Below are 12,641 nucleotides of genomic sequence, written 5' to 3'. Positions count from 1 at the left end.
GGTAGCGAACAGGGTCGGTTGAATCCGGCGTTGCGGCACCATTTTTCACGCGTTATACCTCGGCAATACAGCTTCTAGACCCGAGGATTTACCGCATGAAACTCAAGACTTTGGCGCGCCTGATGGCGGGCGTGGCGCTGATCGCTGGCGCAGTCCCGGCGCTCGCCCAAACCGCGCCAAATGCACCGCGCTTTGGCGAATTCGGCGTCGATCTGAAGGCGCAGAAGACCAGCGTGAATCCCGGCGACGATTTCTGGACCTATGTGAACGGCACTTGGGCTGAAACCGTCCAGATCCCCCCTGAGCTCGCCTCTGCCGGCGTCACCACGACGCTGTACCTGGAAGCCGAGGCGAATGTGCGCAGCATCCTTGATGACATGGCGAAGAACCCGACGGCCTATGGCGCTTCCGGCAAGCAGGTTGGGGATTTCTACGCCGCCTGGATGGACGAGGCCGGGATCGAGGCGCGCGGCACTGCGCCGCTCAAGCCGTATCTCGCCCGGATCGCCGCGGTAAAGAACCTCGCCGATCTGCAAACGCTGTTCGCAACTGTCGGCTATGCGAGCCCGGTCGATATCGGGACCATCCCGGATTTTGCCAACCCGACCCGCTACACCGCGATCGTCTCGCAGGGCGGCCTTGGCATGCCGCGCGATTATTACCTGCTCGAAGGCAAGAAATATGACGCGTTCCGCACCGCGTATCGCGCCTATGTGACGAAGATCCAGCAACTCGCCGGCATCCCGGATGCCGCTGCCAAGGCCGACGCGATCATCGCGCTCGAAACCGAGATCGCCAGGAAGCAATGGTCGCCGCAGGAAAGCCGCGATCTCGCCAAGCTCAACGATCCCCAGTCGCTTGCCGGCCTGGAAGCCAAGGCGCCCGATTTTGATTGGGAACTGATGCTCAAGAAGGCGGGCCTCGAAAGCGCGCCGACGATCATCATGGCGCACAACACCGCGCTCGCCGCGATCGGCAAGATCATGGTCGCCACCCCGCTCCAGACCTGGAAGGATTATCTCGCGTACCGCTTCGTCAGCAGCAACGCGGCCTATCTGCCCAAGGTGTTCGACGATACGCGCTTCGATTTCTATTCGAAGACGCTCAGTGGCGTGCAGGTGAAGCGTGAGCGCTGGAAGCGCGGCGTGCAGCAGGTCAACGGCGCGCTCGGCGAAGCGGTTGGCGCGATCTACGTCGCCAAATATTATCCGCCCGCAGCAGAGAAGCAGATGGCCGAGCTCATCGAGGATCTGCGCGGCGCCTATCAGGAGCGGATCGAGAAAGCCTCCTGGATGGACGAGAAGACCCGCAAGGGCGCGCTCGCCAAGCTGGCCGCATTCGAGCCGCGCATCGGCCATCCCGACAAATATATCGATTATTCATCGATGAAGGTGTCGCGCACCGATCCGATCGGCAATGCGCTGGCCGCAGCGGAATTCCAGCACAAGCTCGATCTTGAGCGCTTCCCCAAGCCGGTCGATCGCACCTTGTGGGGCATGACCCCCCAGACGGTGAACGCCTATTACAGCCCGCTTGCGAACCAGATCACCTTCCCGGCCGCGTTCCTCCAGGCTCCCTTCTTCGATCCCAATGCCGATCCGGCGGTAAACTATGGCGCGATCGGCGCGGTCATCGGCCACGAAATGGGCCATGGCTTCGACGATCAGGGCAGCAAGTTCGGACCTACCGGCAAGATGGAAGATTGGTGGACCCCCGAGGCAAAGAAGGCCTTTGCCGAGCGCACCGCAACGCTGGTCGAGCAGTTCGGCCAATATGAGCCGATCCCCGGCACCAAGATCAACGGCAAGCTGACGCTGGGCGAGAATATCGGCGATCTTGGCGGCATCGAGGCGGCGTATGGCGCGTATCAGAAGTATCAGGCCAAGCACGGCAAGGCGCCGGTGATCGGCGGGCTGACCGGCGATCAGCGCTTCTTCCTGTCTTATGCGCAGGCATGGCAGGGCAAGGTCCGCGAGGATAGCGAGCGCCAGCAACTGGTGACCGATCCGCACTCGCCCGGCAAGTATCGCGTCAACGGCATCGTTCGTAACGTCGATGCCTGGTATGATGCGTTCGGCATCAAGCCGGGCGATGCCCTGTATCTCCCGCCCGAAAAGCGCGTGAAGATCTGGTAAGCGCTAAATCCTCCCTCGCTTCAGCGGGGGAGGAAATCCTCTAGCCCAGCCACCGCCACACGCCCGCGGCGAATGCCCCGCCCAGCGGCTCGTGCGCCCAGCTTGCTGCCAGCCACAGGATCAGCCCGCCGAGAATCGCGCGCGTGCCGCCCGCCGACCATGGCGCACGGTCGGCGATCTGCGCGGCGAAGGGCAGGTATGAGGTCCGCGCCTTCCAGTCGCGCCATGCCGGTACCAGCGTCGTCTTCTTGGCATCCTGCAGCGCTGCGCCGACCAGCGCGAGGATCAGTATCGCGGCGGTCAGCACCAGATGGGCGCTGGTCGGGAAAGCGGCGAAATGGACGAGCGACCAGATCGCGAAACCCCACATCATCGGATGGCGCGTGATCGCATAGACGCCGCTCGCATTGCCGATCGCCTCATGTCCGCCTGCCTTTGGATTGGGGAAAGCGGGGTTGCCGAAGAGCGAGCCGGCGAAAAGCACGCTGCCGATCGCCATCGCGGCGCTGGCGATCGCCCAGCCCCAGCCGTCAAGATTCCACCACAGAAGCTCGGGCGGTGCCGCGCGGTACGCGAATGCCATCCACGCCAGGGTGGCCAGCGCCGCGACCGAATAGAGACCAAGAAAAGGCCCCTCGCCGATCCGCTCGACAAGGGGCCTTCGCAAAGGATGTGAGAGAAGGAAATGGAGCCCGACAAATGCGATTGCAGCGGCGATCAGCGACTCCATTTCTCCATCTCCTGCTAGTCCATGCTCAGAGCGTCTCGTCCCGGGTCCGCGTGCCGGCGCCGGCGGGTTCGGCGAGTTCGCCTTCACCTGCCAGACCATGCCCGCTTTCGTCGGTTCCGATCGTGTCGAGGTGCATCAGCTTGGTGACTAGCCAGCTGACGGGCACCGCGACCACGCCTACTCCGACGGTCCCCCAACCCACCCAGTTGAACACATCGAGTACCTGGTCGGGGCTGGAATTTGCGGTCATTTTGGCGACCTCTGCGGCGAGATAGTTGCCAGCCGCCGTTCCGAGGAACCAGGTGCCCATCATCAGTCCGACGATCGAGCCGCCGGCAAGCCGTGTCATGCTCGAAAGCCCGACCGGCGAGAAGCAGAGCTCTGCGGTCGAATGGAGTAGATAGAGCAGAACGATGACGATGATCGGCGTCATCTCGCCGCCACGGCCCGCACCATAGACCAGCACGACGAAGCCCAGCCCGACCTGAATGAGACCCAGCGCGAACTTCAACGGGGCGCTCGGCTCAAGTCCGCGCTTGCCGAGCCATACCCATAGCGCGCCGAACACCGGCGCCAGAGTGATGATCCAGATGCTGTTGATCGACTGGAACCACGAAGCTGGCACCAGCCAGCCGAACAGGTGGCGATCGACCTGCTTGTCGGTGAAGACGTTCAGCGAGGACCCGGCTTGTTCGAACAGCGCCCAGAACAAGGGGCTGAGCGCGATCAGGTACAGCGCCGCAAGCAGGCGGTTTCGTTCAACCTTCGGCAGCGTGAACAATGCACGATAGAAAATGTAGATGAAGGTTATGCCGAAACAGGCGAGCAGCAGCATGCCAACCACGCCGTCATTCTGGATCAGGAACCATGATGCGGCGACCGCGAGCAGGGCGCCGATATAGATGAGCCATTCCTGCGAAAGACCGACCGAGGTAGCCGCGCGCAGCTTGGCCGGGTTTGCAGGTTCGCCCTGGCCGTGCAGCTCTTTCCGAAACAGGACGAAAACGACCAGGCCTAGCAGCATGCCGATTCCGGCTGCGCCAAAGCCCCAGGACCAGCTGACGCGTTCGCCGAGATAGCCGATCAGGATCGGGCCGGCGAAGGCGCCGAGATTGATACCCATGTAAAATATCGAGAAAGCGCCATCGCGACGCACATCCGCTTTGGGGTACAGCTGGCCGACGAGCACCGAGATGTTGGCTTTGAGAAAGCCCGTGCCGACAATGATGAACGAAAGCCCGGCGTAGAAGCCATTGAGATACACGCCTTGCTCGCCAGCCGGCCCTTCGAACAGAGCGATCAGCAGATGTCCCGTGGCGATCAGGACGCCGCCGGCAAGCACTGCCTTTCTCGCGCCCAGATATCGATCGGCGAGATATCCGCCGATCACCGGCGTGATGTAAACCATCGACATATAGGCACCGTAGACGGCGTAGGCCGGCTTTTCGTCGAACAGGAAGTGCTTGGTCAGGTAGAAGACCAGGATCGCGCGCATTCCGTAAAACGAAAAACGCTCCCACATCTCTGCGAAGAACAGCATGTAGAGCCCGCGCGGGTGCCCCAGGAATGTCTTCGCGTCGGCGGGTACGCCCCCGCCTGCCGATGCCGTGTCTGCCATGTAGCCTCTTGAATCTATGTGCTTCCCGCGCTCGCGGCGGGATGGGTGGCGCGGAGACTAGACGGAAAGCGCCGCCTGTAAAGCGCGGCGCTTTCCGGCGGGGCCGCGGCGCCGCTGCGGCGCGGTTTGCGGCACGCGCGCCGCGTCCCTAGATGGGCCGCATGTTCAACGATCGCTCCACTCCGCTCTCGCTTCTCAAGACCCGCCGTTCGGGCAAGCCGCGCGAGCTGGTCGCGCCGGGTCCCGGTCGCGAGCAATTGCTCGAAATGATCGGGATCGCATCGCGCACGCCCGACCATGGCAAGCTCTTTCCGTGGCGCTTCGTGATCGTGCCGGACGAGGCTCGCGACGGGCTGGCGGCCGAGCTGGGCGCGATCGTAATGGCGGAGAAAGAGGGCGCTGGCCCGCGCGACGTGGAGGCCGCGGAGCAATTCGCCCGCCAGGCCCCGGCGCTGGTTGTACTGCTCTCAACCCCGACGCCAGGTCACAAGATCCCGGTGTGGGAGCAGGAGCTTTCCGCCGGCGCGGTGGCGATGAATCTGTTGCACGCAGCGCATGCGATGGGGTTTGCCGGAAGCTGGATCACGGGCTGGGCAGCCTATTCGGATGCCGTGCGCGACCTGTTTGGGAAGGCGGGCGAGCGCATCGCCGGTTTCGTCTTTATCGGGACGCCCGAGCGCGCTCTGGAGGAGCGTCCCCGGCCGCTACTGTCCGAAATCGTACAGTTTTGGCGCACAGGGTATGGACAAGATGCCTAATCGGTGTATTATGCCAGCATGACAGCGCTAGAGCATGAAGATTCGCCCGTTTATCTGAAGCTCCGTGCGAGCATCGCCGCCGCCATTTTGCGGGGCCAGTTCCGGGCAGGCGACCAGCTTCCTTCGGTGCGCGCGCTGGCGGCCGAACACGGGGCCAACCCGCTGACCGTCGCAAAGGCCTATCAGAGCTTTCAGGACGATGGCTATGTCGAGGTTCGCCGGGGCGTGGGGATGTTCGTCCTGCCCGGTGCGGTTGAGCGGCTGCGCGTCGCCGAGCGCGAACGCTTCCTCACCGGCTATTGGCCGCGCGTGAAGGATCACATCAGCCTGTTGGGGCTTGATGTGAACGAGTTGCTCGGTCGCGAGCTAGCCTGAGGGATGGTGCGGTTCCCGGTTCCCGACTGGCTCCGCCCCTACAGCTACTGGGTTTTGTTGGTGCTCGGCACCTTCACCTTCCAGACCGCGATCGCCAAGCCCTTCTACATTCCATCGGAATCGATGATGCCCGTGTTGCAGAAGGGCGACCGGCTGATCGTGACCAAATACCCTTATGGCTATGCCTATTCCTCGCTGTCGATCCATGGCAGCGCCGTGGTGCCGGGCCGGTTGTTCGGCGGCACGCCGGATCGCGGCGATATCGTCACCGTGGCGCGGCGTGGCGATGGTGTGGATATGATCAAGCGCGTGATCGGCCTGCCGGGCGATACGATCGCGGTGCGCCATGGGCAGGTGATCCTGAACGGCGTGCCCGTGCCGCGCGCTTATGCGGGGCATGCGATGATCCCGGTGGACAGCAACACGCCGTGCGACGCGCCGATGGTCCGCCCGTTCCGCAAGCCCGGCCCCGATGGCGCGCTGTATTGCCAGTTGCCCTTGTATCGGGAGACGCTGCCGAACGGCGCGCGGTACGATACGGTCGATTTGGGCGATACCGAATTGCCCAACGGATATATCAGCCCGGGCGACAATTTTGCCGAGATCCGGGTGCCCGCGGGCCATGTCTTCCTGATGGGCGATAACCGCGATCAGTCCGCCGACAGCCGTTTCTCGCTGGCGGATAAGGGGCTGGGCGGTCCGGTGCCGCTGGAGACGATCAGCGGCCGCGCCGAGTTCGTGACGCACAGCTATGATGGTGACGCTGCCTGGTGGAACCCGGTGAGCTGGGTGGGCAACCTGCGTAGCAACCGCGCTGGAACCACGCTCAGGCCCAATTAGGGCCACCGCCGACAATCCCGGCACCTACGGGGCATCCTCCACAGTTCTGTTACATCGCCGAGCGGCAGTCAGGCTGCGAATGCGTCCGCGTCTAGTGCGTAGAGCAGGTCTGCCTTTGCCAGCGCTGCAGCCTTCAGGCCCATCGCTTCGGGGACGATCTGCTCGACATAGAAGCCTGCCGCCGCCTGCTTCATCTTGAGGAAGGCGGGGTCGCCTTCGCTGCGGGCGGCGATACGGCCGCTTTCTTCCATCAGCCAGCCGCATATCGCGACCGACAGCATCGTCAGGAACGGATAGCTCGCGGCGAGCCGGTCATCGATTTCGCTGGCGAGCAGGTTGCGGGCGACTTCCTCGCAGGCATCGATCAGGCGGGTGAGCTCGCCGTCCTCGGCATCGCCGCGCATTTCGGCGAGCAGCGCCAGCAGCGTCGCGCCATTGTCCATGCTGAGCTTGCGGCCGACCAGATCGGCGGCCTGGATGCCGTTGGTGCCTTCGTAGATCGGGAAGATGCGCGCGTCGCGGAAATGCTGGGCGGCACCGGTCTCCTCGATATAGCCCATGCCGCCATGGACCTGGATGCCGAGGCTCGCGACCTCGTTGCCGAGATCGGTGGCATGCGCCTTGGCCAGCGGGGTGAGCAGCTCGACGCGCTTCTTTGCGGCGGCATCCCCGGCATGGGCGCGGTCGAGCTGGCCAAAGGCGTAATAGACCAGCGCGCGCGCCGCCTGGGTCTGCGCCTTCATCCGCAGCAGCATCCGGCGAACGTCGGGATGCTCGATGATCGCCACGCTTTCGCGTCCCCGTCCGGCGCGTGACGACTGTATACGTTCACGGGCGTAACCGATGGCACGCTGGGTCGCACGTTCGCCAACTTCGACGCCCTGAAGTCCCACGTTCAGCCGCGCATTGTTCATCATCGTGAACATCGCGACGATCCCCCCCATCTCCTCCCCAATCAACTCGCCGACGCAATCGTCATTGTCGCCGAAGGAAAGCACGCAGGTGGGCGAGGCGTGGATGCCCATCTTGTGCTCGATCGAGACCACGCGGACATCGTTGATCTCGCCGGGATTGCCGTCCGCATCGAGGCGGTACTTCGGCACGAGGAAGAGCGAGATGCCCTTGGTGCCGGCATGCGCGCCGGGGGTGCGGGCGAGGACGAGGTGGACGATGTTATCGGCCATGTCGTGATCGCCGAACGAGATGAAGATCTTGGTGCCCTTGATCAGATAGGTGCCGTCGCCGCGCGGAACCGCTGTGGTTCGCAGCGCGCCGACGTCCGATCCGGCCTGGGGCTCGGTGAGGTTCATCGTGCCGGTCCATTCGCCGGTCGACAGCTTCGGCAGATAGGCATCCTGCTGCACCTTGCTGCCGTGATGAACGAGGCTCTCGATCGCCCCGACCGTGAGCATGGGCGCGAGCGCGAACCCGATGTTCGAGGTGCCGAGAGTCTCGATCACCGCAGTGGCGAGGCTGACGGGCAGGCCCTGACCGCCATAAGCCGGGGGCGACCCGATCGTGCCCCAGCCACCCTCGACATAGGCTTTGTACGCAGCGACGAAGCCTTCGGGCATCACCACGCCCTGTTCGGTCCATTTCGCGCCGACCGTATCGCCGATGCGCTCGAGCGGGCCCCATTCGCCCGCCGCGAACTGACCCACTCCATCCAGTACCGCATCGACCAGGTCGGTGGCCTCTTCGGAGAGTTCGGAGAGGCGCACGATGTGGTCGAGGACAAAGCGCTGGTCTGCGATGGCGGGGGTGAACATGGGGTCTCTCTTGTGTGTGGTTCGCCTGCGCTATAGCGCTTCCTGCGTGAGCCCTACAAATCCCCGCACCTTACGCTACGGCGCCGCCGCGATTGCGGAGGCCGCGCGGCTGATCGCGGCGGGGCAATGCGTCGCGGTGCCGACGGAGACGGTCTATGGCCTAGCTGCCGATGCGACCGATTCGCGCGCGGTGGCCGGGATCTACGCGGCCAAGGGGCGGCCGAGTTTCAACCCGCTGATCGTGCATGTGGCCGATCTCGCGGCGGCCGAGCGTATCGCGGTGTTCGACGATGCGGCGCGCGACCTCGCCGCGCGCTTCTGGCCGGGGCCGCTGACCTTGGTGCTACCCGTGAAGCCGGACAGCGGGATCGCGTCGCTGGTGACGGCGGGGCTGGATACGATCGCGATCCGGGTGCCGAACCACCGGGCGATGCAGGCGCTGCTGGCGGCCTGCGGCAAGCCGCTCGCGGCACCCTCCGCCAATGCCAGCGGCGGGATCAGCCCGACGCGGGCGGAGCATGTCGCGGCGAGCCTGAGCGGGCGGATCCCGCTGGTGATCGACGATGGCGCGACGCCGGCAGGGCTGGAATCGACGATCGTCCTGCGCGGGCATATTCTGCGCCCAGGCCCGATCACTGCCGAAGCGCTGGGGTTAGAAGCTGCTGAATCCATGGGCGCAATCACCGCGCCGGGGCAATTGGCGAGCCACTATGCGCCCACCAAGAGCCTGCGACTCAATGCGCCCGGCCGCGTAGACGGCGAATGGCTGATCGGCTTTGGCGACGTGGCGGGGGACGATACTCTCTCGGCCAGTGGCGACATGGTGGAGGCGGCCGCCAATCTGTTCGAAGCGCTGCACCGCGCTGATGCTTCGAGCGCCTCAGCGATCGCGATCGCGCCGATCCCCGAGACCGGCATCGGCGTGGCGATCAACGATCGGCTGCGCCGCGCCGCGCATCCGCGCTGAACTTTACACCTGCACTACATGGAATAGATTCCCTCCCGGGAACGCGGCGTATTCGCGAACCGAATTGGAGAGGAGCGACATGACCAACGTACAGCGCGGTGTGGCCGAGATGATCGGCACGTTCTGGCTAGTCTTTGGGGGGTGCGGCAGCGCGGTGCTGGCGGCGTCCTTTCCGGATCTCGGCATCGGGTTTGCGGGTGTGGCGCTGGCCTTTGGGCTTACCGTGCTCACCATGGCCTACACGATCGGGCACATTTCGGGATGCCATCTGAACCCCGCGGTGACGCTTGGCCTCTGGGCTGGTGGTCGCTTCTCGGCCAAGGACATTCCGCTCTATGTGGCGGCGCAGGTGATCGGTGCATGTATCGCCGCGTATCTCCTCTATTTCATCGCGAGCGGCGCGTCGGATTATGCGGGCGGGCTGGCCTCCAACGGCTTTGGCGCGCACTCGCCGGGCAAGTTCACGTTCGAGGCGGGCATGGTGATCGAGGTCGTGCTGACCTTTGTCTTCCTGTTCGTCATCATGGGGGCGACCGACAGCCGCGCGCCCGCGGGCTTCGCGCCGATCGCGATCGGGCTGGCGCTGACGCTGATCCACCTAATCTCGATCCCCGTAACCAACACCTCGGTCAATCCGGCACGCTCGACCGGCCCGGCACTGCTGGAGGGTGGGATCGCGCTGGAGCAGCTGATCTGGTTCTGGATCGCACCGATCGTCGGCGCGCTGATCGGCGGCTTTGCCTATAAAGCGCTGGGTGCCGACGCGACACAGCGCCCGCCGATCGAAGGCGAAGCGCTGCCCGGCTAATTACCGGCGCCTAGGGCGCGGCTCAGGCCGCGCTCTCCTTAGCGCGCGCGGCGAAGCTCTTGCGGAGCTTGCGCAGCTTGGGCGGGATGACCGCGAGGCAATAGGGGTTCCGCTGGCCTTCGCCTGCCCAATATTCCTGATGATATTCCTCGGCGGGCCACCATTCGCCGAGGGTCTCGATGCTGGTCACGATGGGCGCGGGCCAATCGGGGCGGGCGCGTTCGAGTGCGTCCAGCGCTTCGCGCTCCTGCTCGGTCGAATGCGGGAAGATCGCCGAGCGATACTGGGTGCCGATGTCGTTGCCCTGGCGATTGAGCTGGGTGGGATCGTGGGTGGCGAGGAAGATATCGAGGATCTCGCCATAGCTGATCTGATCGGTATCGAAGCTGACCCGGATTGCCTCGGCATGGCCCGTCTCGCCGCTGCACACCTGCTTGTAGGTGGGATTGGCGACGGTGCCGCCGATATAGCCGCTCTCCACGCCCGTGACGCCGATCACGTCGTTGAACACCGCTTCGGTGCACCAGAAACATCCGCCTGCCAGCGTCGCGGTCTCGATCGCCATTTCTTACAACTCCTTGATTACGTCCCCAAGATAGGATTGAGCAGCGCAACGACAATGCGGGGATGACGATGCGCGACGGAACGGTGATGGTGACGGGCGGGGCAGGCTATATCGGAAGCCATGCCGTGCTGGCGCTGCTCGATGCTGGCTGGAAGGTCGTGGTGATCGACAATCTCGTCACCGGTTTCGACTGGGCGGTGGATAAGCGCGCATCGCTGGTGGTCGCCAATATCGAGGACGACGCCAAGGTCCGCGCGGCGATCCGCGAGCATAAGGTGTTCGCGATCATGCACTTCGCCGGATCGGTGGTGGTGCCCGAGAGCGTGACCGATCCGCTCAAATATTACCGCAACAACACCGCCGCGAGCCGCGCGCTGATCGAAAGCGCGGTGGCCGAGGGGGTGAAGCACTTCATCTTCTCCTCGACGGCCGCGACCTATGGGATCCCGGAGGTGGTGCCGGTGCGCGAGGACAGCCCCAAGCTGCCGATCAATCCCTATGGCATGTCCAAGCTGATGACCGAGATCATGCTGAAGGACGTCGCCGCCGCGCATCCGATCAACTATTGCGCGCTGCGCTATTTCAACGTGGCGGGGGCGGACCCGCAGGGGCGCTCGGGGCAGTCGACGGCGGGCGCGACGCACCTGATCAAGGTCGCGGTGGAAGCGGCGACCGGCAAGCGCGACAGCGTGGCGGTGTTCGGCACCGATTTCGCGACGCCGGACGGGACGGGCGTGCGCGACTATATCCATGTGACCGACCTGGCCGCGGCGCATGTCGATGCGCTCGACCTGCTGATCGCCGATCCGGGCAAGAACCACACGATGAACGCGGGCTATGGCCGGGGCTTCTCGGTGCTCGAAGTGCTCGACGCGGTCGACCGGGTGACCAACATGACGATCAACCGCAAGCTGGAAGGACGCCGCGCGGGCGATCCCGATGCGCTGGTCGCGGACAATGCAGCGATCCTGGCGGCGCTGCCCTGGCGTCCGAAGAATGACGATCTGGACCAGATCGTCCGCGATGCGCTGGCCTGGGAGCGCAAGCTCGCCGAGCGAGGCGCTGGAAGGTGACACTAAGGTGACACCAAGGAGCGGTTCTTGCCTGGGGGGAATGACTAGAGATTTCAAAGAGCTGTAGGCAATGCCGACCGGCTCAGCCAAGCAGGCGAAATCCTACATTGCAAGCCTTTGTTTGCCCGCGAGCAGCCGCAGCTCGATCCACCACCAGAGCATCGCCCAGGCCCCGCCGAACACCCAGCCGCCGACCACGTCGCTGGGCCAGTGGACGCCAAGATAGACGCGGCTGATCCCGATCGCGCCGGTGAGCAATAGAGCGATGCCGATGACGAAGCCGCGCATCTTGGCATCGGGAAGCACGGGGAAGAACAGCGTGGCGAGCGTCAGATAGACGATCGCGCTGTTCGCGGCATGGCCGCTCGGGAAACTGTGCGACGTTTCGTGCATCAGCCGATCGATGAGATCGGGCCGGCTGCGCGCGACCAGCGCCTTGATCAGCGTGATGACCGATGCGCCGAGCGTGGTGGCGAGCAGTACAAGCATGGCGCTCCGCATCTGCCGGTGCAGGATCAGGAAGGCGGCGGCGGCGATCACGACGAAGGTGAGGACCGTGCTGCTGCCGAGCGCGGTGACGTCGCGCATCGCGGAGGGAAGCCAGTCCGGGCCGATGGGGAGATCGGGACTCCCGGACACGCGCATCGCCAGCATGATCGCGCGATCGACCGATGCGCCGTCGCCCTCGACCAGCTCGCGGCCGAGCCAGAAGATAAGCAGGAGCAATGCTGCGCATGCGGATGCGGCGGCGACCGGCCATGGGATCCGGCGCGACGCGGGGCGATCGGGCGCGTTGACGGTGGGCTCGTCCATGCGCCGAGGGTTGCACAGGTGGGGGCTGGGGGGAAGCGTGGGCTTTTGCGGTCCGCTCTGCACGGGCGGGGTGTGCCCGCCTTCATTGTCATCCCGGCCCTGTGCGGCGATCCACGTGTCGGCGGGCGATGCGCGAGGGGGCGGGGGGAGCTTGTGGCGCGGTGGGCCCCGGCACGGAGGCCGGGGTGAC

12 protein-coding genes are annotated in these 12,641 nt (G+C 64.8%); 7 read left to right on the top strand and 5 right to left on the bottom strand.

The annotated features are described in order from the left end of the window. Positions 1–95: 95 nt before the first annotated feature. Complete coding sequence (locus tag SSO01S_RS16940) at positions 96–2,135, top strand: M13 family metallopeptidase (protein WP_066801573.1); 2,040 nt, start codon at positions 96–98, stop codon at positions 2,133–2,135. Between the two features lie 40 nt (positions 2,136–2,175). Here SSO01S_RS16940 and SSO01S_RS16935 read toward each other — a convergent pair whose 3' ends face one another. Further along, a complete protein-coding gene (locus SSO01S_RS16935; RefSeq protein WP_066801569.1) occupies positions 2,176–2,865 on the bottom strand; it encodes an NnrU family protein in 690 nt (229 codons plus the stop codon). A gap of 25 nt (positions 2,866–2,890) precedes the next feature. Next, complete coding sequence (locus SSO01S_RS16930; RefSeq protein ID WP_066801566.1) at positions 2,891–4,483, bottom strand: peptide MFS transporter; 1,593 nt, start codon at positions 4,481–4,483, stop codon at positions 2,891–2,893. A gap of 161 nt (positions 4,484–4,644) precedes the next feature. Between SSO01S_RS16930 and SSO01S_RS16925 the strand changes: the two genes are divergently transcribed. From SSO01S_RS16925 to lepB, 3 genes are read left to right on the top strand one after another with little or no spacing between them, the layout of a single operon-like run. After that, the gene (locus SSO01S_RS16925; protein WP_066801590.1) at positions 4,645–5,241 is read left to right on the top strand and encodes a nitroreductase family protein; all 597 of its coding nucleotides are present in this window, start codon (positions 4,645–4,647) and stop codon (positions 5,239–5,241) included. 18 nt (positions 5,242–5,259) lie between these two features. Then, positions 5,260–5,616, top strand: coding sequence for a GntR family transcriptional regulator (locus SSO01S_RS16920; protein WP_066801587.1), 357 nt, complete (start codon positions 5,260–5,262; stop codon positions 5,614–5,616). A gap of 3 nt (positions 5,617–5,619) precedes the next feature. Continuing rightward, the gene (lepB, locus tag SSO01S_RS16915) at positions 5,620–6,456 is read left to right on the top strand and encodes a signal peptidase I (RefSeq protein WP_066801563.1); all 837 of its coding nucleotides are present in this window, start codon (positions 5,620–5,622) and stop codon (positions 6,454–6,456) included. A 68-nt stretch (positions 6,457–6,524) separates the two neighbouring features. Here the strand turns inward: lepB and SSO01S_RS16910 are convergent, their stop codons facing one another. Beyond that, positions 6,525–8,225, bottom strand: a complete 1,701-nt coding sequence (locus SSO01S_RS16910; protein ID WP_066801561.1) for an acyl-CoA dehydrogenase family protein — start codon at positions 8,223–8,225, stop codon at positions 6,525–6,527. Between SSO01S_RS16910 and SSO01S_RS16905 the strand changes: the two genes are divergently transcribed. After that, positions 8,224–9,192, top strand: coding sequence for an L-threonylcarbamoyladenylate synthase (locus tag SSO01S_RS16905; protein WP_083943225.1), 969 nt, complete (start codon positions 8,224–8,226; stop codon positions 9,190–9,192). The genes SSO01S_RS16910 and SSO01S_RS16905 overlap by 2 nt on opposite strands. 79 nt (positions 9,193–9,271) lie before the next feature. Then, the gene (gene aqpZ / locus SSO01S_RS16900; RefSeq protein WP_066801555.1) at positions 9,272–10,000 is read left to right on the top strand and encodes an aquaporin Z; all 729 of its coding nucleotides are present in this window, start codon (positions 9,272–9,274) and stop codon (positions 9,998–10,000) included. Between the two features lie 22 nt (positions 10,001–10,022). On the opposite strand, the gene msrA is transcribed toward aqpZ, so the two are convergent. Continuing rightward, complete coding sequence (gene msrA / locus SSO01S_RS16895; protein WP_066801552.1) at positions 10,023–10,565, bottom strand: peptide-methionine (S)-S-oxide reductase MsrA; 543 nt, start codon at positions 10,563–10,565, stop codon at positions 10,023–10,025. A 68-nt stretch (positions 10,566–10,633) separates the two neighbouring features. Here msrA and galE point away from each other — a divergent pair, with 68 nt between their 5' ends. After that, positions 10,634–11,638, top strand: a complete 1,005-nt coding sequence (gene galE, locus SSO01S_RS16890) for a UDP-glucose 4-epimerase GalE (RefSeq protein ID WP_066801584.1) — start codon at positions 10,634–10,636, stop codon at positions 11,636–11,638. Positions 11,639–11,740: 102 nt separating this feature from the next. Here galE and SSO01S_RS16885 read toward each other — a convergent pair whose 3' ends face one another. Next, positions 11,741–12,451 carry a phosphatase PAP2 family protein gene (locus SSO01S_RS16885; RefSeq protein WP_066801549.1) on the bottom strand — a complete coding sequence of 237 codons (711 nt, stop codon included), beginning with the start codon at positions 12,449–12,451 and terminating at the stop codon, positions 11,741–11,743. Between the last annotated feature and the right edge of the window lie 190 nt (positions 12,452–12,641).

Source organism: Sphingomonas soli NBRC 100801, from assembly GCF_001591025.1.
Lineage (GTDB): Bacteria > Pseudomonadota > Alphaproteobacteria > Sphingomonadales > Sphingomonadaceae > Sphingomonas > Sphingomonas soli.
The sequence above is the reverse complement of the archived record's forward strand: the minus strand, read 5'-3'. Positions and strand labels throughout refer to the sequence as shown.